An 18,402-nucleotide genomic window follows, 5' to 3' on the forward strand; every position below is an offset into this window, starting at 1 on the left:
TACCGTGTTACTCGTCGCCGTTAAAACCCGCACGGTTCAACAGGAACTGCGAGAGCAGCGCAACCGGACGACCGGTCGCGCCCTTGGCTTTACCAGAGCGCCATGCGGTGCCGGCGATGTCCAGGTGCGCCCAGTTGTATTTACGGGTGAAGCGCGCCAGGAAGCAGCCTGCGGTGATGGCCCCGCCAGGGCGACCGCCGATGTTCGCCATGTCCGCGAAGTTAGACTCCAGCTGTTCCTGGAACTCATCGCCCAGCGGCAGGCGCCACGCGCGGTCTCCAGCCTGTTCAGACGCGCCGATAAGCTCGTGCGCCAGCGGATTGTGGTTCGACATCAGGCCGGTGATGTGGTGGCCCAGCGCAATCACGCAGGCACCGGTCAGGGTGGCAACGTCGATTACCGCTTCAGGGTCGAAGCGCTCAACGTAGGTTAGCACGTCGCACAGCACCAGGCGGCCTTCGGCGTCGGTGTTAAGCACCTCGACGGTCTGGCCTGACATGGTGGTCAGCACGTCGCCCGGACGATAAGCGCGCCCGCCAGGCATGTTTTCGCAGCCTGCCAGCACGCCGACCACGTTGATTGGCAGCTGAAGCTCTGCAACCATGCGCATGACGCCGTATACCGCCGCCGCGCCGCACATGTCGTATTTCATCTCATCCATGCCCTCAGAAGGCTTGATAGAGATACCGCCGGAGTCGAAGGTCAGGCCTTTACCGACGAGTACGATCGGACGCGCATCTTCAGACGGATTCCCTTTGTACTCGATGACCGACATCAGGGATTCGTTCTGAGAGCCGTTACCGACCGCCAGATAAGAGTGCATCCCCAGCTCTTTCATCTGCTGTTCGCCGATAACGCGGGTGATGACGTTTTTGCTGTAGGAGTCAGCCAGCTGGCGCGCCTGAGACGCCAGATAGGCGGCGTTACAGATGTTTGGCGGCATATTGCCGAGATCTTTCGCAGCTTTAATACCGGCAGCAATCGCCAGGCCGTGCTGAATGGCGCGCTCGCCGCTGGTCAGCTCGCGACGGGTTGGCACGTTAAAGACCATCTTGCGCAGCGGGCGACGCGGCTCGCTTTTGGTGGTCTTCAACTGATCGAAGCTGTAGAGGCTCTCTTTTGCGGTTTCGACAGCCTGGCGCACTTTCCAGTACGTGTTGCGGCCCTTAACGTGCAGCTCGGTCAGGAAGCAGACGGCTTCCATCGAACCAGTATCATTCAGTGTATTAATCGTTTTCTGAATAACCTGCTTGTACTGGCGCTCATCAAGCTCACGTTCTTTACCGCAGCCAATCAGCAGAATACGCTCGGACAGGACGTTCGGAACATGGTGTAGCAACAGGGTTTGCCCTGGTTTGCCTTCCAGTTCGCCACGGCGCAGCAGGGCGCTGATATAGCCGTCGCTGATTTTATCGAGTTGCTCGGCGATCGGGGAGAGTCGGCGTGGTTCGAAGACGCCCACAACGATGCAGGCACTCCGCTGTTTCTCCGGGCTACCGCTTTTTACACTGAACTCCATGCACTACGCTCCTGAATCTTAAAGACAACGGCGGCGGCTACGGATAGAATTGAAACCTTTCGTAACTCATGTCCGCCGTTGTGGTGACTTCGTGTTAATCTTACGTTACTACGGTTTCGACACGTCAAAAAATGTCATGAAGCGCGAATCCGCCGGGTTTTTTAATCTTAGCGATGATTTCGACGACTCAAGAGAATAAATGACGTTTAAGCCATGAAACAAGCTAAATTCCTGCATAAGACGAGTTTTAACGGGCGTATTTAAAGTGATAATCATAAGATATCTGGTTCGGGAGACGCTGAAGAGCCAACTGGCGATCCTCTTTATCCTCCTTCTGATCTTTTTCTGTCAGAAGCTGGTCAGGATCCTCGGCGCGGCGGTCGATGGCGAAATCCCAACGAATCTGGTGCTTTCCCTGCTCGGGCTTGGCGTGCCGGAAATGGCGCAGCTGATCCTGCCGTTAAGCCTGTTCCTCGGTTTGCTGATGACGCTGGGTAAGCTCTATACCGAAAGTGAAATCACCGTGATGCACGCCTGCGGCCTCAGTAAAGCCGTACTGGTGAAAGCCGCCATGGTGCTTGCGCTGTTTACGGGCATCGTTGCTGCCGTCAACGTGATGTGGGCAGGGCCGACCTCTTCCCGTCATCAGGATGAAGTGCTGGCAGAAGCGAAAGCTAACCCCGGCATGGCGGCGCTTGCGCAGGGCCAGTTCCAGCAGGCGACCGACGGTAACTCTGTTCTGTTTATCGAAAGCGTTGATGGCAGCCGCTTTAACGATGTATTTCTTGCTCAGTTGCGCCCGAAAGGCAACGCTCGCCCTTCCGTGGTGGTAGCGGATTCCGGCCAGCTGGCGCAGCGTAAAGATGGCTCTCAGGTTGTCACGCTAAACAAAGGAACGCGTTTCGAAGGCACGGCAATGCTGCGTGACTTCCGCATTACGGATTTCCAGAACTACCAGGCTATTATCGGTCACCAGGCCGTTGCGCTCGATCCTACGGACACCGAGCAGATGGATATGCGCACCTTGTTTAACACCAATACCGATCGTGCGCGTGCCGAGCTGCACTGGCGTATTACGCTGGTATTCACAGTATTTATGATGGCGCTGATGGTCGTGCCGCTGAGCGTAGTCAACCCGCGCCAGGGCCGCGTGCTGTCCATGCTGCCGGCGATGCTGCTGTATCTGGTGTTCTTCCTGCTGCAAACCTCGATCAAGTCTAACGGCGGGAAAGGCAAAATCGACCCGATGATCTGGACCTGGGTCGTGAATGGTTTGTATCTGCTGCTGGCAGTAGGACTCAACTTATGGGACACGGTGCCTGTGCGTCGTATTCGTGCCCGGTTTACGCGTAAAGGAGCCATCTAATGCAGGCGTTTGGCGTACTTGACCGCTATATCGGTAAAACCATTTTTACCACCATCATGATGACGCTGTTCATGCTGGTGTCGCTCTCCGGCATTATCAAATTTGTCGATCAGCTGAAAAAAGCCGGGCAGGGCAGCTACGACGCGCTGGGCGCCGGAATGTATACCCTGCTCAGCGTACCAAAAGATGTGCAGATCTTCTTCCCGATGGCGGCCCTGCTGGGTGCGCTGCTGGGGCTGGGCATGCTGGCACAGCGTAGCGAACTGGTGGTGATGCAGGCGTCGGGCTTTACCCGTATGCAGGTAGCGCTGTCGGTGATGAAAACCGCGATCCCGCTGGTGCTGCTGACCATGGCGATTGGCGAATGGGTTGCGCCGCAGGGCGAACAGATGGCGCGTAACTACCGCGCTCAGGCCATGTACGGTGGTTCACTGCTTTCCACGCAGCAGGGGTTATGGGCCAAAGATGGCCAGAACTTCGTTTATATCGAACGCGTGAAAGGGGATGACGAGCTGGGCGGCGTGAGTATTTATGCCTTTAACGACCAGCGTCGTTTACAGTCCGTGCGCTATGCCGCCTCTGCCAAATTTGATGCGAATAACAAGCTGTGGCGTTTATCGCAGGTTGATGAGTCTAACCTGACCGACCCGAAACAGATCACCGGCTCGCAGACGGTGAGCGGCACCTGGAAAACCAACCTGACCCCGGACAAACTTGGCGTCGTGGCGCTTGACCCGGATGCGCTCTCCATCAGCGGTCTGCATAACTACGTGAAGTATCTGAAATCCAGCGGGCAGGATGCGGGGCGTTACCAGCTCAACATGTGGAGCAAAATCTTCCAGCCGCTGTCCGTTGCGGTAATGATGCTGATGGCGCTGTCGTTCATCTTTGGTCCACTGCGTAGCGTGCCGATGGGCGTACGCGTGGTAACCGGTATCAGCTTCGGCTTCGTCTTCTACGTCCTCGATCAGATTTTTGGCCCGCTGACGCTGGTGTATGGCATTCCGCCGATTATCGGTGCGCTGCTGCCGAGCGCCAGCTTCTTCCTGATCAGCCTCTGGATGCTGCTTAAACGTTCCTGATATTTTATTTTCCTCGCTCCCGGCACCCCGGGGGCGAGGCTAATCTCCTGTTTCACCCCGCACTTTTTCTCACAACCTGCAACGCCTCGCTCTGAATTTGAGTATTATTGAGCGATAAAGTCGTGAAGGGATCCTCTATGAAGCAAATTCGAATGCTGGCCCAGTACTACGTAGACCTGATGATGAAGCTCGGGCTGGTGCGTTTTTCCATGCTGCTGGCGCTGGCGCTGGTGGTTCTGGCGATAGTGGTACAGATGGCCGTGACCATGGTCCTGCATGGTCAGGTCGAGAGTATCGACGTGATCCGCTCTATCTTCTTTGGCCTGCTGATCACGCCCTGGGCGGTCTACTTCCTCTCCGTGGTGGTCGAGCAACTGGAAGAATCCCGACAGCGCCTGTCGAGGCTGGTGGAAAAGCTGGAGGAGATGCGCGAGCGCGATCTCAAGCTCAACGTCCAGCTCAAGGACAACATTGCCCAGCTGAATCAGGAAATCTCAGATCGTGAGAAGGCCGAAGCCGAGCGTCAGGCCACGCTGGAGCAGCTCAAAATTGAGATGAAAGAGCGCGAAGTCACGCAGATCCAGCTTGAACAGCAGTCCTCTTTCCTGCGCTCGTTCCTGGATGCCTCTCCGGATCTGGTTTTCTATCGTAATGAAGATAAAGAGTTCTCCGGCTGTAACCGGGCTATGGAACTGTTGACCGGAAAAAGCGAAAAGCAGCTGATCCACCTGAAGCCTCAGGACGTCTATTCCGAAGAGGCGGCGGCAAAAGTGATGGAGACGGATGAAAAGGTGTTCCGTCATAACGTCTCGCTGACCTACGAGCAGTGGCTGGATTATCCCGATGGACGCAAGGCCTGCTTTGAGATCCGCAAAGTGCCTTATTACGACCGCGTCGGCAAGCGTCATGGCCTGATGGGCTTTGGCCGCGATATCACCGAGCGTAAGCGCTACCAGGACGCGCTGGAGCGCGCCAGCCGTGACAAGACCACCTTCATCTCTACCATCAGCCACGAGCTGCGCACGCCGCTTAACGGCATTGTGGGGCTGAGCCGGATCCTGCTGGATACCGATCTGACCAGCGAGCAGGAAAAATACCTTAAAACGATCCACGTTTCAGCGGTTACGCTGGGGAATATCTTCAATGATATTATCGACATGGATAAGATGGAGCGCCGTAAAGTTCAGCTCGATAACCAGCCTGTTGATTTTACCGGCTTCCTCGCGGATCTGGAGAACCTGTCAGGCTTGCAGGCTCAGCAAAAAGGGCTGAGCTTCGTGATGGAGCCCACGCTGCCGCTGCCGCATAAGGTGGTGACGGACGGCACGCGTCTGCGCCAGATCTTGTGGAACCTCATCAGTAACGCCGTGAAGTTTACCCAGAAGGGGCAGGTTGCGGTGCGCATTCGCTATGACGAAGGGGACATGCTGCACTTTGAAGTTGAGGATTCGGGTATCGGCATTCCTCAGGAGGAGCAGGATAAGATCTTCGCCATGTACTATCAGGTCAAAGACAGCCACGGCGGTAAGCCGGCGACGGGCACGGGTATTGGCCTGGCGGTGTCTAAACGGCTGGCGAAAAGTATGGGCGGGGATATCACCGTTACCAGCCAGCCGGGTAAAGGCTCAACCTTTACGCTTACCGTGCATGCACCTGCCGTAGCTGAAGAGGTGGAAGATACCTTTGAGAACGACGATATGCCGCTGCCAGCCCTGCACGTTCTGCTGGTGGAAGATATTGAGCTGAACGTTATCGTCGCGCGGTCGGTGCTGGAAAAACTCGGCAACAGCGTGGATGTGGCGATGACCGGCAAAGCCGCGCTGGAGATGTTCACGCCGGGCGAGTACGACCTGGTGCTGCTCGATATTCAGCTTCCGGACATGACCGGGCTGGATATCTCCCGTGAGCTGACGCGCAAATATGCCCCTGACGAGCTGCCGCCGCTGGTGGCGCTGACCGCGAACGTGCTGAAAGATAAAAAAGAGTACCTCGATGCCGGCATGGACGATGTGCTCAGCAAGCCGCTGGCGGTACCTGCCCTGACGGCGATGATCAAGAAGTTCTGGGATACCTGTGATGAAGAGGAGAGCACCATGACGTCAGTTGATAGCGCCAAAGCCCAAACGATACTGGATACCGCCATGCTGGAGCAGTATATCGATCTGGTGGGACCAAAACTGATCACCGATGGCCTTGCCGTGTTCGAGAAAATGATGCCGGGCTATCTGAACGTACTGGAGTCAAACCTGACGGCGCGTGACCAGAAGGGCATCGTAGAAGAGGGGCATAAAATCAAAGGCGCCGCCGGTTCCGTCGGGTTACGCCATCTTCAGCAGCTGGGCCAGCAGATCCAGTCGCCTGATTTACCTGCCTGGGAAGATAACGTCGGTGATTGGGTTGAGGAGATGAAGCAGGAGTGGCAAAACGATGTGGCGGTGCTGAAAGCCTGGGTCGAGTCCAGAAAAAAATGACCCCGGCTATACCGGGGTGCGCGAATACTGCGCCAACACCAGGGAAATCGTGGCTGCGCCTGATTTTTATGGGTGGTTTTCGCATGGGCGCCGCCTGAAATTTGAGGCCGCACGCAGATAAGATAGCAAATCTTAAACAGTTTGTTACATGAATCAGTGAAATGTGTGAAGCATAGCGTTTTAATCAGAATTTTTAATGTGCTTCAGCGGGTTGCATAGAAGGATCGACAGAATGAAAAAGATTGGTGTCGTGCTGAGCGGATGTGGTGTTTACGACGGGTCAGAGATACATGAGGCCGTATTAACGCTGCTGGCCTTATCCCGCCGTGAGGCTAACGTTATCTGCTTCGCGCCGGATAAAGCTCAGGCAGACGTGATTAATCATCTTACCGGCGAGCCGATGGCAGAAAGCCGTAACGTGCTGACTGAAGCGGCGCGCATTGTGCGCGGCGACGTTCATCCGCTGGCGCAGGCCAATGCCGCTGAACTCGATGCCCTCATCGTGCCGGGCGGCTTTGGCGCGGCAAAAAACCTGAGCACCTTTGCAGCGGAGGGCGCGGCCTGTCAGATCGATCCCGATCTGAAAGCGCTTTCGCAGGCGATGCATGCGGCAGGTAAGCCGCAGGGCTTTATCTGCATCGCCCCGGCCATGCTGCCGAAAATTTTTGATTTCCCGCTGCGGCTGACGATCGGAACCGACATCGATACCGCTGAGGTTATCGAGGATATGGGCGGTGAACACGTGCCTTGCCCGGTAGACGACATCGTGGTGGATGAGGATAACAAAATCATCACCACGCCGGCGTATATGCTGGCGCAGACCATCGCCGAGGCTGCCACGGGCATTGAAAAGCTGGTGGACAGAGTGCTGGTTCTTACCGAATGAGCCGTAAATTTACCCCCGCCGGGTGGTTAAAACGGCTTCTGTTGCGGATAGTGCTGGTCCTGGCGGTTTTCTGGGGCGGAGGCATTGTGCTGTTCAGCTTCGTGCCCGTCCCGTTTTCCGCCGTGATGGCGGAGCGTCAGGTGAGTGCCTGGCTCTCTGGTGATTTCGGCTACGTTGCCCATTCAGACTGGGTGAGCATGGATGCGATCTCGCCGTGGATGGGGCTGGCGGTCATTGCCGCAGAGGACCAGAAGTTCCCGGAACACTGGGGCTTTGACGTGGCGGCCATCGAAAAGGCGCTGGATCATAACGAGCGCCATGAGAATCGCGTACGCGGCGCGTCGACGCTTTCCCAGCAGACGGCAAAAAACCTGTTCTTATGGGACGGTCGCAGCTGGGTGAGAAAAGGGCTGGAGGCCGGGCTGACGCTGGGGATTGAGTCGGTATGGAGCAAAAAACGGATCCTGACCGTCTATCTGAATATCGCGGAGTTTGGCGACGGCGTGTTTGGGGTCGAAGCCGCGTCGCAGCGCTATTTCGGCAAGCCCGCCAGCAGGCTGACGATGTCCGAAGCGGCGCTGCTTGCCGCCGTTCTGCCGAACCCTATCCGTTTTAAAGCCAGCGCGCCGTCAGGCTACGTGCGTAGCCGCCAGGCGTGGATCATGCGCCAGATGCAGCAGCTAGGTGGGCAAGGCTTTATGGAGAGAAAGGCGTTGATGTAGGGCGGGTAAGCGCTGTGCTACCCGCCAGCAAAGCAGACGTTAGTCTTCGTCAAACCCGGCATTAAACAGCGCAATCACCGCCGCCAGCGCCTCTTCTTCCTGCGGGCCGGTGGCTTCAACTTCAATCTGACGACCTTTGGCAGAATCCAGCATCAGCAGCGCAATCACGCTGTTGGCTTCTGCCTCGGTTCCTTCGTCGTTGCGCAGCAGGACTTCAGCATCAAAACCCTGCATCAGCTCAAAAAGCTTCATCGCCGGGCGCGCGTGCATGCCCAGCTTATTGGTGATTTCGACGGTCTGTTTTACGGTCATGTTTTACGTTTTTCCAGCGTGCGATGACGGGACTGGACGTTCTTCCCGCGCGAGCGGAAGTAATCGGCCAGCTGTTCGGCAATGTACACCGAACGATGTTTACCGCCGGTACAGCCAATCGCCACCGTCAGGTAGCTGCGATTGTTTGTTTCCAGCATAGGTAACCATAGCTCAAGGTAGCTTCGCGTCTGGTAGATAAAATTGTGTACTTCTGTGTGTCGGTCAAGGAACGCCGCCACGGGTTTATCCAGACCGGTCATAGGACGCAGTTTTGGATCCCAGTGCGGGTTCGGCAGGAAACGCACGTCGAAAACGTAATCCGCATCGATAGGAATACCGTGCTTAAAGCCGAAGGATTCAAACACCATCGTCAGTTCGCGCTCGCGCTTGCCGAGTAAACGGGTACGCAGCATTTCCGCCAGTTCATGGACGGACATTTCAGAGGTGTCGACAATCAAATCGGCGCGGGAGCGCAGCGGCTCCAGCAGGTCGCTCTCTTTATCAATGGCGCTTTCCAGCGACAGATTTTTACTCGAAAGCGGGTGCAAGCGACGCGTATCGCTATAGCGGCGGATCAACGTATTGCGGTCAGCATCGAGGAACAGTAGCTGAGGCGAGAAATAATCTGGCAGGTTGTTCATCGCCTGCTCGAAGATCTCCGGTGATTCCGGCATGTTACGAACGTCGATACTGACGGCGGCAGAGATTTGCCTGTCCGCAAGCGTTCGCGCCAGGTCAGGTAACAACACTACCGGTAGGTTATCTACGCAGTAAAAACCCATGTCTTCCAGCGCGCGCAGGGCCACTGACTTTCCGGACCCCGAACGACCGCTGACGATCATCAGCACCATATTCCGTTTCTCCTCAGGGCAGCAGTTCTGAAAGCCATCTCCCGATTATGCCTCATCCTGATTGCCTTCTGCTTCAGTGATAATTTGATAGAGCTCCTCATCACTTTGCGCGGAGCGCAGACGGCGACAAATGGTTTTATCCGCCAGACGTTTAGCAACCAGCGACAGCGTATGCAGGTGGGTTTTGGTCTGATCGGCAGGAACCAGCAGCGCGAAGAGCAGATCGACAGGCTGGTTATCGATAGCGTCGAAGGCAATCGGCGTTTCCAGTTGCACAAACACGCCCACGGCACGCAGCGTATCTTCTTCCAGCTTGCCATGCGGGATCGCAATGCCGTTGCCGATGCCGGTACTGCCCATTTTTTCACGGGTCAGAATGGCTTCAAACACGATCTGCGGCGGCAGACCCAGCTGTTTTGCGGCCAGTTCACTGATAATTTCCAGCGCACGTTTTTTGCTCTGGCAGTGAACGCCACTGCGGGTACATTCCTGGTTAAGGACGTTGCTCAGTTGAAGAGCGGAATCGTTGTTTATCATAATTTCACCTAAGCGCTAACCGTACAAATGGCCTGTTGTGTTTCACAACAGGCCGTCCTGCACCCGTTAACTGCCCGGACAATTAGTGTTGTTTCAGTTTATCTTTATGTTTATTGAGCTGTCGCGCAAGCTTATCAATCAAGCCGTCGATAGCCGCGTACATGTCTTGCCCTTCCGCACTGGCATGGAGTTCCCCTCCGTTGACGTGCAGGGTCGCATCCGAGATATGAGTCACTTTCTCCACTTTCAACACAACGTAGACCTGATTGATTCTCTCGAAATACTGCTCAAGTTTCGCGAACTTCGCGTTCACAGAATCGCGTAAAGCCTCAGTAATCTCGACGTTGTGTCCGGTGATATTGAGCTGCATAGTGTCTTCCTTATCGGTTGTGTCAAACCAGTTGTTTACGCTGGTTAGACGGCGGAATGGATAAAGACTCTCGATACTTCGCGACAGTACGACGTGCCACCATGATACCCTGATCGGACAGCATGGTGGTTAACTTACTGTCACTTAGTGGCTTCGCGGGGTTCTCCGCGGCGATCAACTTCTTCACCAGTGCGCGAATGGCCGTTGACGAGGCTTCGCCGCCGCCTTCGGTACTTACGTGGCTGGAGAAGAAATACTTAAGCTCAAAAATGCCGCGTGGACTGTGCAGATACTTTTGCGTGGTCACGCGGGAAATGGTTGATTCATGCATCTCGACGGCCTGGGCAATGTCTGCCAGCACCATCGGTTTCATAAACTCTTCGCCCTGTTCAAAGAAGGCCTGCTGTTGTTCAACAATACAGCGGCTGACGCGCAGCAGCGTGTCGTTACGGCTCTCCAGACTTTTGATCAGCCAGCGTGCTTCCTGCAGGTTGCTGCGGATGTACTGATTATCGGCATCGTTACGCGCGCTGGTGCACATGGAGGCGTACTGCTGGTTGATTTGCAGGCGAGGAATACTGTCGGAGTTCAGTTCAACGACCCAGCGGCCGTTGTGTTTTCTCACCAGCACATCAGGAATGACATACTCTGGCTCGCTGGTCTGAATCGACTGCCCCGGACGCGGATCGAGCGACTGGATCAGGTTCACCGCTTCCTTCAGCACCTCTTCTTTCAGGCGCGTGACGCGCATCAGCGTGCGGAAGTCGTGATTCGCCAGCAGATCCAGATGATCGCTGATAATGAGCCGCGCTTCGTCAATCCACGGCGTCTCTTTGGCAAACTGCGAGAGCTGGATCAGAAGGCAGTCGCGCAGATCTTTTGCGGCGACGCCAATCGGGTCGAAACGCTGAACGCGTTTCAGAACGGCTTCGATCTCTTCCAGTTCAATCTCGTCGTCGCCGATGCTTTCCAGAATGTCGTCCAGCGTCACGGTCAAATAGCCCGTGTCGTCAACGGCATCGACAATCGAGGTGGCAATCGCGCGATCGGTATCGGAGAAAGGGGTCAGCTCTACCTGCCACATCAGGTAGTCCTGAAGTGACTGGGTGGTTTCGCCCTGATAGACCGGAAGTTCATCGTCCTGATAGTCTGCACGCGTACCGGAAGGAGTGCCTGCGGTGTAGATTTCATCCCAGCTGGCGTCCAGCGGCAGCTCGTCCGGCATCTCTTTTTGTTCGAGCGCGTCGACGGTATCGAGCGTTTCAGTGTCCTGCGTTTGCTGGGTATCTACCTCGTCATGAAGATCGGTTTGCTCCAGCAGCGGATTGCTGTCCAGCGCTTGCTGGAGCTCCTGCTGGAGTTCTAACGTGGACAACTGCAACAGACGGATCGCCTGCTGTAGCTGCGGCGTCATTGCCAGTTGCTGGCTGAGCCTTAATTGCAAACCTTGCTTCATGTTCAGCGCGTTTTTCTCCGGTTCGGCGTGATTTAACCTCTACCCTATCAGAGTCTGAAGTCTTCCCCAAGGTACACGCGCTTAACATGCTCATCTTCGAGGATTTGCTGCGGCGTACCGTGGGCAATCAGATGGCCCTGGCTCACGATGTAGGCGCGTTCACAGACGGCCAGCGTTTCACGAACGTTGTGGTCCGTGATCAGTACGCCAAGCCCGCTGTCGCGCAGATGCTCAATGATGCGTTTGATATCAATAACGGAGATGGGGTCAACGCCCGCAAAAGGTTCATCCAGCAGGATGAATTTCGGGTTTGCTGCCAGTGCGCGCGCAATCTCGACGCGACGGCGTTCACCGCCAGACAGCGCCTGACCAAGGCTGTCGCGCAGGTGTTCGATATGGAACTCTTCCATCAGCTCGTTCGCACGGTCAGTACGCTGCTCGTTGGTCAGATCGTCACGGATCTGCAACACGGCCATCAGGTTATCGAAGACGCTTAAGCGGCGGAAAATGGATGCTTCCTGCGGAAGATAGCCGATGCCGCGGCGCGCGCGGGCATGCAGCGGCAGCAGGCTGATGTCTTCATCATCGATGATGATGTTGCCGGCGTCACGCGGAACAATGCCTACCACCATGTAGAAGGTGGTGGTCTTGCCCGCACCGTTAGGGCCAAGCAAACCCACAATTTCGCCGGAGTTGACGGTCAGACTGACATCTTCGACGACGCGGCGGCCCTTATACGCTTTCGCGAGGTTTTTTGCAGTTAATGTTGCCATAGCGAATTAGTTACTCTTTTTCTGTGCCGGAGCCTGACCGTTGTTTTTGTCCTGCAACTGCGAAGGAACAAGCACGGTGGTGACGCGTTTGCCTTTCTCGCTGGAGGCCTGCATTTTCTGCTCTTTCACCAGATAGGTGATCTTGTCGCCTTTGATATTGCTGTCCAGCTGTTCCAGGTAAGCATTACCGGTAAGGATGACCAGATCCTTCGCCAGTTCATAGTGCATATGCGAGGCATGGCCCTTTACCGGCTTGCCGTTATCCTGCATCTGGTAGAAGGTGGCCGGATTACCATAGCCATCAATAATTTCTTTGCCCTGCTCGCCGCCCGGACGGGTCACGACAACTTTGTCGGCATTGATTTTAATGGTGCCCTGAGTCACAACGACGTTGCCGGTGAAGGTGACGACGTTACCCTGCATATCCAGAGACTGCGTATCAGATTCAATATGAATCGGCTGTTCGGTATCGCCAGTCACAGCAAGCGCGGGAAGACTGGCCGCCAGCAGCGCGCTGGCGATAACAACTTTAAGGCTGAGTTTGTTTGTTTTGAATTTCATAGGAGGTTCTAACCTTTTCAATCAGCTCGGCGTTTTTGCTGCGTAAGTTCCCGCGCATTTTTAGACCGCTGGAATTAAATGTTGTGCCATACAGGGTGACTAAATCCTGCGACGTGACATCCTGGGTGACCAGGTTGATCTGGGCGTTATCCGTCGTAATTTTGCGCAACTGAGCGTCCGCAGTCAGGGCGTTGACTTCAACGTGACCATACAGATAGAGCATACGGTCATTCGTCAGTTTTGCCCGGTCAGACTTGATTGACCACGTCGGCACTTTGTCCGTATCAAAGGTGGTCAGGACCGGCTGGGTAAACCACGAGGTGCCGTCATCTGAAAAATATTCTACATGCTGAGCAATCAGGCGATAGTTCAGCGCGCCTTCGGGGCTATAGACCACGGTATCGCTGTGATCGCTTTTGTAGGTAGGGTCACTCGTGTTGACCACGTCCGTTTGCGCATCATCGCGGTCGGCGAGGTTCACGCCAATCAGTATCAGGACGGCAAGCGAAAGCAGAATGATAACCCAACGTCTGGTTTTACTCATATCGATTGCCCTTTCGCCTCATCAAGCTTGCCCTGCGCCAGCAGAAGCAGATCGCAGACTTCACGGACGGCACCACGGCCACCCTGAATATGGGTAACATAATCAGCACGCGGGATCAGCAACGGGTGCGCGTCAGCCACCGCGATGCTCAGACCGACCTCCGCCATTACCGGCCAGTCGATCAAATCATCCCCGACGTACGCCACATTTTCTGGCGCAATGGCCAGTTTTCCCAGCAGGTCCCGGAAGGCAACCATCTTATCAGATTGCCCCTGATAGAGATGAGTAATGCCCAGCGTTTCACACCGATCCTCTACCAGTTTAGCCTTCCGTCCGGTGATGATCGCCACGTCAATGCCGGAGGTGAGCGCACAGCGGATACCGTAACCGTCACGAACGTTAAAGGCTTTCAGCTCTTCGCCGTTATTGCCCATATAAATCAGACCGTCGGAGAGCACGCCGTCCACATCGAGGATCAGCAGACGGATATTTTCCGCCTTTGCCATCATGTGGGCGCTCACCGGGCCATAACAGGTTGCAAGGGATGCACCCGCATTACTCATTGTCTTATCCTTCATTACACTACGCCTGCGCGCAGCAGATCATGCATATGTACCACACCCAGCAGTTGGTCGCCATCGGCAACCATCACTGAGGTAATATGGCGGGACTGCATCAGGTTCAGCACATCTACCGCCAGCGTGCCCGGACGGACGCGGATCCCGCCAGGCGTCATCACATCAGCGATGCCCAGCGTGCGGACATCCACTCCCATATCGAACACCCGGCGCAGGTCACCGTCGGTGAAGATGCCCTGAATCTTCATCAGATCGTCGCAGATTACCGTCATGCCCAGATTTTTACGGGTGATCTCCAGTAACGCATCGCGCAGAGAGGCCTCTTTGCTGACGTGCGGGATTTCATCGCCGGTGTGCATAATATCGTTAACCCGCAGCAGCAGTTTGCGCCCGAGCGCGCCGCCAGGGTGAGAAAGGGCGAAATCTTCTGGCGTGAAGCCCCGGGCTTCCAGCAGCGCAACGGCAAGGGCATCGCCCATCACCAGCGCGGCGGTCGTACTGGAGGTAGGCGCCAGCCCCAGCGGACACGCCTCTTTAGGCACCTTCACGCAAAGGTGGATATCCGCCGCGCGGGCCATGCTGCTTTCCGGACGGCTGGTCATGCAAATTAGCGGCACCTGGAGGCGCTTGAGCACCGGGATTAGCGCCAGGATTTCATTCGATTCCCCGGAGTTGGACAGGGCGATAACCACGTCCTGCGGCGTAACCATGCCCAGATCACCGTGCGCCGCCTCACCCGGGTGCACGAAGAATGACGAGGTGCCGGTACTGGCAAACGTCGCCGCCATCTTGCGCCCAATATGGCCGGACTTACCCATCCCCATCACCACGACTTTACCGGCACAGTAGAACATCTTCTCACAGGCCAGACTAAAATCCTGATTAATGTACTGATCTAACTGCGCCAGACCTTCACGTTCAATCTCCAGAACGTCTTTGCCTGCTTTCTGAAAGTCAAAACCCGGCTGCAATTCTATTTGCGACATAATGCGTTTCCGTTTACCCAGAGAGAAGAGGCGAGAGCCAGTACAGCATCGCCATCCATACGATAAATCCACCCGTCAGCAGCGCGCCTGCGCCCTTGCCAATCTGCTCTTTTCGCCGCCAGCAGAGCAGGGCGAAAATTACGCTGACCAGCAGCATCACACCGTAATCGCGCGTGAAGACCATCGGGTTAAACGGCCCCGGCGAGATTAGCGCCGGCAGCCCCGTCACGATCGCGATATTGAAAATATTCGAGCCGATAATATTGCCGATGGCGATATCATCTTCCCCTTTACGCGCTCCGGCGATGGCGGTGGCCAGCTCGGGCAGGCTGGTGCCGATGGCAATCACCGTCAGACCGATTGTCAGTTCGCTCATTGCAAACGCGTTCGCCAGCACCGTCGCGTTATCGACGACCATCCGCGTGGCCATCGGCATGATGATCAGCGCGACGCCCAGCCACAGCAGGGCGACGGGTAAGGTGCCCTCCCGGGGCAGCTCGGCGAGATGCTCACGCGTGAGGCTATCGTTGCCCTGTTTTTCCGCCAGGCGAGCGATTTTAACGCTATAAAGTAACCAGATCCCGGCCAGGGCGAGAAGGAATATACCGTCTCCGACGCTCAGTACCCCGTCGTAAAGCACGCAGCCTGCCAGCAGACTGACGACCAACATTAGCGGCAATTCGCGGCGCAAAACATCAGAATGCACGCGAAATGGATGGAGTAATGCGGCTAAGCCTAAAATCAGTAATATATTGACGATGTTAGAGCCAATCGCGGTACCGATAGCGAGGTCGACCTGGCCATGCAGCGATGCTGAAACAGAAACGATGATTTCAGGAAGCGAAGTGCCTACACTAACCACCGTCATCCCAATAATGATGGGCGGCATGCCGATGAGTCGACAGAGAATTGATGCGGCAAAGACCAAACGGTCAGCACTGTAGACCACCAACAGTAAACCAATTATTAACAGTGCTGTTGCTAAAAGCATCAAAAGTCCTTTCTTCAGGTATACTCGCTGGTCCACTGCGCACGAATATTGGCGCCAGATGAAGTCTGAGACGTAACGAATTCCTAATTTTGACTTTATGCGCCGGAAAAGTAAAACAAATGCCAGCTTTAGCTAACCCCAATAGCGAATATTCTGTAAAAATGCGGGGTTTAGGGCTGATTTACGCTTCATGCCAGCCGTGAAGCAAGGTAAGAAAGGAACCATAAATGAGCCAAACGATGGCGAATATAGTCGATGTCCGGGGCGTCAGTTTTTCTCGCGGCAACCGGTTAATATTTGATGATATTTCGCTGACCGTGCCGCGTGGTAAAATCACCGCCATCATGGGGCCGTCAGGGATCGGTAAAACGACGTTGCTGCGTCTTATCGGTGGGCAAATCCCCCCCGATAGCGGCGAAATCCTCTTCGACGGCGAAAACGTCCCGGAGATGTCTCGCTCGCGCCTCTACACGGTTCGCAAACGGATGAGCATGCTCTTTCAGTCGGGCGCGCTGTTCACTGACATGAACGTTTTTGACAACGTGGCCTATCCATTGCGCGAGCACACCCATCTTCCGCCTGCGCTGCTGCAAAGCACGGTGATGATGAAGCTTGAAGCCGTGGGGCTGCGGGGCGCTGCGAAGCTTATGCCGTCTGAACTCTCGGGTGGGATGGCGCGCCGCGCCGCGCTGGCGCGCGCTATTGCACTGGAACCCGATCTCATCATGTTCGACGAACCGTTCGTCGGGCAGGACCCTATCACCATGGGCGTGCTGGTGAAGTTAATTTCAGAGCTGAACAGCGCCCTTGGCGTCACCTGCGTGGTGGTTTCTCACGACGTGCCGGAAGTGCTGAGCATTGCTGATTACGCCTACATTGTGGCTGATAAAAAGATCGTCGCCCACGGCAGCGCCCAGGCGTTGCAGGAGAATGGCGATCCGCGCGTGCGGCAGTTCCTGGACGGCATCGCGGACGGGCCTGTGCCTTTCCGCTATCCGGCGGGTGACTATCATGACGATTTACTGGGAATAGGGAGTTAAGCCACTCATGCTGTTAAATGCGTTGGCTGGTCTTGGACACCGTGGTCTAAAAACCATCAGTACGTTCGGGCGTGCCGGATTAATGTTGTTCAACGCGCTGGTGGGCAAGCCGGAGTTCCGCAAGCACGCGCCGTTGCTGGTGCGGCAGCTTTATAACGTCGGCGTTTTGTCGATGCTTATCATCATCGTGTCGGGCCTGTTTATCGGCATGGTGCTGGGGTTGCAGGGGTATCTGGTGCTGACTACCTACAGCGCGGAAACCAGCCTTGGCATGCTGGTGGCGCTCTCGCTGCTGCGTGAGCTTGGGCCGGTCGTGGCCGCGCTGCTGTTCGCCGGACGTGCCGGGTCGGCGCTGACGGCGGAAATCGGCCTGATGCGCGCAACCGAGCAGCTCTCCAGCATGGAGATGATGGCGGTCGATCCGCTGCGCCGGGTCATCTCACCGCGCTTCTGGGCCGGGGTAATCTCCTTACCGTTACTGACTATCCTCTTTGTGGCGGTAGGTATCTGGGGAGGCGCGCTGGTTGGCGTTAACTGGAAAGGGATTGACGCCGGATTCTTCTGGTCTGCCATGCAGGACGCCATCGACCTGCGGATGGACCTGATTAACTGTCTGATCAAGAGCGTGGTTTTCGCTGTGACGGTTACCTGGATTGCGTTGTTTAACGGTTATGATGCCATTCCAACGTCGGCGGGCATTAGCCGTGCAACGACACGTACTGTCGTACATTCGTCGCTGGCCGTTTTGGGTCTGGATTTTGTGCTCACCGCACTGATGTTTGGGAATTGAGTTCATGCAAACGAGAAAAAATGAAATTTGGGTCGGCGTGTTTCTGCTTCTGGCGCTGCTGGCCGCGCTGTTTATCTGCCTGCGTGCGGCGGACATTACCTCTGTCCGCACCGAGCCGACGTACCGCATCTACGCGACCTTCGATAACATCGGCGGCCTGAAGGCGCGCTCACCGGTTCGTATTGGTGGCGTCGTTATCGGCCGGGTCTCAGACATTACGCTGGATGAGAAAACCTATCTGCCGCGCGTCGCGATGGATATTGAAGAGCGCTACAACCACATTCCGGACACCAGCTCGCTTTCCATCCGCACTTCCGGCCTGCTGGGGGAGCAATATCTGGCCCTTAACGTTGGTTTTGAAGATCCTGAGCTGGGAACGACTATCCTTAAAGACGGTAGCGTAATCCAGGATACCAAGTCAGCGATGGTGCTGGAAGATATGATTGGTCAGTTCCTTTACAACAGTAAAGGGGATGATAAAAAGTCTGACGATGCCCCTGCGCAGAGTGAAGACCACACCAACGTCGAACCGACGCCAGGCGCGACGAATTAATTTCAGGAGAAGTC

20 protein-coding genes are annotated in these 18,402 nt (G+C 55.7%); 8 read left to right on the plus strand and 12 right to left on the minus strand.

Features of this window, described 5'->3' with window-relative positions; all coding sequences use genetic code 11:
- Positions 1–7: 7 nt before the first annotated feature.
- The gene (gene pepA, locus IM304_RS18690) at positions 8–1,519 is read right to left on the minus strand and encodes a leucyl aminopeptidase (RefSeq protein WP_148418301.1); all 1,512 of its coding nucleotides are present in this window, start codon (positions 1,517–1,519) and stop codon (positions 8–10) included.
- Between the two features lie 265 nt (positions 1,520–1,784).
- Here pepA and lptF point away from each other — a divergent pair, with 265 nt between their 5' ends.
- The 5 genes from lptF to mtgA all read left to right on the plus strand — a co-directional run bounded on the left by lptF (position 1,785) and on the right by mtgA (position 8,046).
- Positions 1,785–2,885 carry an LPS export ABC transporter permease LptF gene (gene lptF, locus IM304_RS18695; RefSeq protein WP_148418302.1) on the plus strand — a complete coding sequence of 367 codons (1,101 nt, stop codon included), beginning with the start codon at positions 1,785–1,787 and terminating at the stop codon, positions 2,883–2,885.
- Positions 2,885–3,967 carry an LPS export ABC transporter permease LptG gene (gene lptG / locus IM304_RS18700; protein ID WP_148418303.1) on the plus strand — a complete coding sequence of 361 codons (1,083 nt, stop codon included), beginning with the start codon at positions 2,885–2,887 and terminating at the stop codon, positions 3,965–3,967. Before lptF ends, lptG begins: the two co-directional genes overlap by 1 nt.
- Before the next feature lie 137 nt (positions 3,968–4,104).
- Positions 4,105–6,438 (plus strand): aerobic respiration two-component sensor histidine kinase ArcB, encoded by a 2,334-nt coding sequence (gene arcB / locus IM304_RS18705; RefSeq protein WP_193355874.1) that lies wholly within the window; start codon positions 4,105–4,107, stop codon positions 6,436–6,438.
- A 232-nt stretch (positions 6,439–6,670) separates the two neighbouring features.
- A complete protein-coding gene (gene elbB / locus IM304_RS18710; RefSeq protein WP_148418305.1) occupies positions 6,671–7,324 on the plus strand; it encodes an isoprenoid biosynthesis glyoxalase ElbB in 654 nt (217 codons plus the stop codon).
- Entirely contained in the window at positions 7,321–8,046 is a 726-nt protein-coding gene (mtgA, locus tag IM304_RS18715) for a monofunctional biosynthetic peptidoglycan transglycosylase (RefSeq protein ID WP_193355875.1), read from the plus strand. The genes elbB and mtgA overlap by 4 nt, the downstream gene beginning before the upstream one ends.
- A gap of 39 nt (positions 8,047–8,085) precedes the next feature.
- Here the strand turns inward: mtgA and npr are convergent, their stop codons facing one another.
- The 11 genes from npr to IM304_RS18770 all read right to left on the minus strand — a co-directional run bounded on the left by npr (position 8,086) and on the right by IM304_RS18770 (position 16,005).
- Positions 8,086–8,358, minus strand: coding sequence for a PTS phosphocarrier protein NPr (gene npr, locus IM304_RS18720; RefSeq protein ID WP_003861872.1), 273 nt, complete (start codon positions 8,356–8,358; stop codon positions 8,086–8,088).
- A complete protein-coding gene (gene rapZ / locus IM304_RS18725; RefSeq protein WP_148418307.1) occupies positions 8,355–9,209 on the minus strand; it encodes an RNase adapter RapZ in 855 nt (284 codons plus the stop codon). Before rapZ ends, npr begins: the two co-directional genes overlap by 4 nt.
- Positions 9,210–9,254: 45 nt before the next feature.
- Positions 9,255–9,746 carry a PTS IIA-like nitrogen regulatory protein PtsN gene (ptsN, locus tag IM304_RS18730; RefSeq protein WP_148418308.1) on the minus strand — a complete coding sequence of 164 codons (492 nt, stop codon included), beginning with the start codon at positions 9,744–9,746 and terminating at the stop codon, positions 9,255–9,257.
- Between the two features lie 82 nt (positions 9,747–9,828).
- Positions 9,829–10,116, minus strand: coding sequence for a ribosome hibernation promoting factor (gene hpf / locus IM304_RS18735; RefSeq protein ID WP_193355876.1), 288 nt, complete (start codon positions 10,114–10,116; stop codon positions 9,829–9,831).
- Between the two features lie 22 nt (positions 10,117–10,138).
- Complete coding sequence (rpoN, locus tag IM304_RS18740; RefSeq protein WP_148418309.1) at positions 10,139–11,572, minus strand: RNA polymerase factor sigma-54; 1,434 nt, start codon at positions 11,570–11,572, stop codon at positions 10,139–10,141.
- A gap of 47 nt (positions 11,573–11,619) precedes the next feature.
- The gene (gene lptB / locus IM304_RS18745; protein ID WP_148418310.1) at positions 11,620–12,345 is read right to left on the minus strand and encodes an LPS export ABC transporter ATP-binding protein; all 726 of its coding nucleotides are present in this window, start codon (positions 12,343–12,345) and stop codon (positions 11,620–11,622) included.
- 6 nt (positions 12,346–12,351) lie between these two features.
- Entirely contained in the window at positions 12,352–12,906 is a 555-nt protein-coding gene (gene lptA / locus IM304_RS18750) for a lipopolysaccharide ABC transporter substrate-binding protein LptA (protein WP_063451030.1), read from the minus strand.
- Complete coding sequence (gene lptC / locus IM304_RS18755) at positions 12,875–13,450, minus strand: LPS export ABC transporter periplasmic protein LptC (protein ID WP_193355877.1); 576 nt, start codon at positions 13,448–13,450, stop codon at positions 12,875–12,877. The genes lptA and lptC overlap by 32 nt, the downstream gene beginning before the upstream one ends.
- Positions 13,447–14,013 (minus strand): 3-deoxy-manno-octulosonate-8-phosphatase KdsC, encoded by a 567-nt coding sequence (gene kdsC / locus IM304_RS18760; RefSeq protein WP_148418630.1) that lies wholly within the window; start codon positions 14,011–14,013, stop codon positions 13,447–13,449. The genes lptC and kdsC overlap by 4 nt, the downstream gene beginning before the upstream one ends.
- Before the next feature lie 14 nt (positions 14,014–14,027).
- Positions 14,028–15,014 carry an arabinose-5-phosphate isomerase KdsD gene (kdsD, locus tag IM304_RS18765; RefSeq protein ID WP_148418312.1) on the minus strand — a complete coding sequence of 329 codons (987 nt, stop codon included), beginning with the start codon at positions 15,012–15,014 and terminating at the stop codon, positions 14,028–14,030.
- A 13-nt stretch (positions 15,015–15,027) separates the two neighbouring features.
- A complete protein-coding gene (locus IM304_RS18770; RefSeq protein ID WP_193355878.1) occupies positions 15,028–16,005 on the minus strand; it encodes a calcium/sodium antiporter in 978 nt (325 codons plus the stop codon).
- 227 nt (positions 16,006–16,232) lie between these two features.
- Between IM304_RS18770 and mlaF the strand changes: the two genes are divergently transcribed.
- From mlaF to mlaD, 3 genes are read left to right on the plus strand one after another with little or no spacing between them, the layout of a single operon-like run.
- On the plus strand, positions 16,233–17,045 hold the full coding sequence (gene mlaF / locus IM304_RS18775) for a phospholipid ABC transporter ATP-binding protein MlaF (RefSeq protein ID WP_148418314.1): 813 nt from the start codon (positions 16,233–16,235) through the stop codon (positions 17,043–17,045).
- Between the two features lie 7 nt (positions 17,046–17,052).
- Entirely contained in the window at positions 17,053–17,835 is a 783-nt protein-coding gene (gene mlaE / locus IM304_RS18780; protein WP_148418315.1) for a lipid asymmetry maintenance ABC transporter permease subunit MlaE, read from the plus strand.
- A 4-nt stretch (positions 17,836–17,839) separates the two neighbouring features.
- Positions 17,840–18,388 (plus strand): outer membrane lipid asymmetry maintenance protein MlaD, encoded by a 549-nt coding sequence (gene mlaD, locus IM304_RS18785; RefSeq protein ID WP_148418316.1) that lies wholly within the window; start codon positions 17,840–17,842, stop codon positions 18,386–18,388.
- Positions 18,389–18,402: the final 14 nt, after the last annotated feature.

The sequence above is a fragment of the Enterobacter cloacae complex sp. P40C2 genome, from assembly GCF_014930695.1.
Classification (GTDB): domain Bacteria; phylum Pseudomonadota; class Gammaproteobacteria; order Enterobacterales; family Enterobacteriaceae; genus Enterobacter; species Enterobacter pasteurii.

Excerpts from the sequence above, each read along its gene's own strand:
- IM304_RS18770 (WP_193355878.1), bottom strand. The coding sequence starts at position 16,005 with ATGCTTTTAGCAACAGCACTGTTAATAATTGGTTTACTGTTGGTGGTC.
- mlaE (WP_148418315.1), top strand. The coding sequence starts at position 17,053 with ATGCTGTTAAATGCGTTGGCTGGTCTTGGACACCGTGGTCTAAAAACC.
- npr (WP_003861872.1), bottom strand. The coding sequence starts at position 8,358 with ATGACCGTAAAACAGACCGTCGAAATCACCAATAAGCTGGGCATGCAC.
- kdsD (WP_148418312.1), bottom strand. The coding sequence starts at position 15,014 with ATGTCGCAAATAGAATTGCAGCCGGGTTTTGACTTTCAGAAAGCAGGC.
- lptC (WP_193355877.1), bottom strand. The coding sequence starts at position 13,450 with ATGAGTAAAACCAGACGTTGGGTTATCATTCTGCTTTCGCTTGCCGTC.
- ptsN (WP_148418308.1), bottom strand. The coding sequence starts at position 9,746 with ATGATAAACAACGATTCCGCTCTTCAACTGAGCAACGTCCTTAACCAG.
- lptA (WP_063451030.1), bottom strand. The coding sequence starts at position 12,906 with ATGAAATTCAAAACAAACAAACTCAGCCTTAAAGTTGTTATCGCCAGC.
- lptB (WP_148418310.1), bottom strand. The coding sequence starts at position 12,345 with ATGGCAACATTAACTGCAAAAAACCTCGCGAAAGCGTATAAGGGCCGC.
- kdsC (WP_148418630.1), bottom strand. The coding sequence starts at position 14,013 with ATGAGTAATGCGGGTGCATCCCTTGCAACCTGTTATGGCCCGGTGAGC.
- mlaF (WP_148418314.1), top strand. The coding sequence starts at position 16,233 with ATGAGCCAAACGATGGCGAATATAGTCGATGTCCGGGGCGTCAGTTTT.
- lptG (WP_148418303.1), top strand. The coding sequence starts at position 2,885 with ATGCAGGCGTTTGGCGTACTTGACCGCTATATCGGTAAAACCATTTTT.
- rpoN (WP_148418309.1), bottom strand. The coding sequence starts at position 11,572 with ATGAAGCAAGGTTTGCAATTAAGGCTCAGCCAGCAACTGGCAATGACG.
- mtgA (WP_193355875.1), top strand. The coding sequence starts at position 7,321 with ATGAGCCGTAAATTTACCCCCGCCGGGTGGTTAAAACGGCTTCTGTTG.
- mlaD (WP_148418316.1), top strand. The coding sequence starts at position 17,840 with ATGCAAACGAGAAAAAATGAAATTTGGGTCGGCGTGTTTCTGCTTCTG.
- elbB (WP_148418305.1), top strand. The coding sequence starts at position 6,671 with ATGAAAAAGATTGGTGTCGTGCTGAGCGGATGTGGTGTTTACGACGGG.
- rapZ (WP_148418307.1), bottom strand. The coding sequence starts at position 9,209 with ATGGTGCTGATGATCGTCAGCGGTCGTTCGGGGTCCGGAAAGTCAGTG.
- arcB (WP_193355874.1), top strand. The coding sequence starts at position 4,105 with ATGAAGCAAATTCGAATGCTGGCCCAGTACTACGTAGACCTGATGATG.
- hpf (WP_193355876.1), bottom strand. The coding sequence starts at position 10,116 with ATGCAGCTCAATATCACCGGACACAACGTCGAGATTACTGAGGCTTTA.
- pepA (WP_148418301.1), bottom strand. The coding sequence starts at position 1,519 with ATGGAGTTCAGTGTAAAAAGCGGTAGCCCGGAGAAACAGCGGAGTGCC.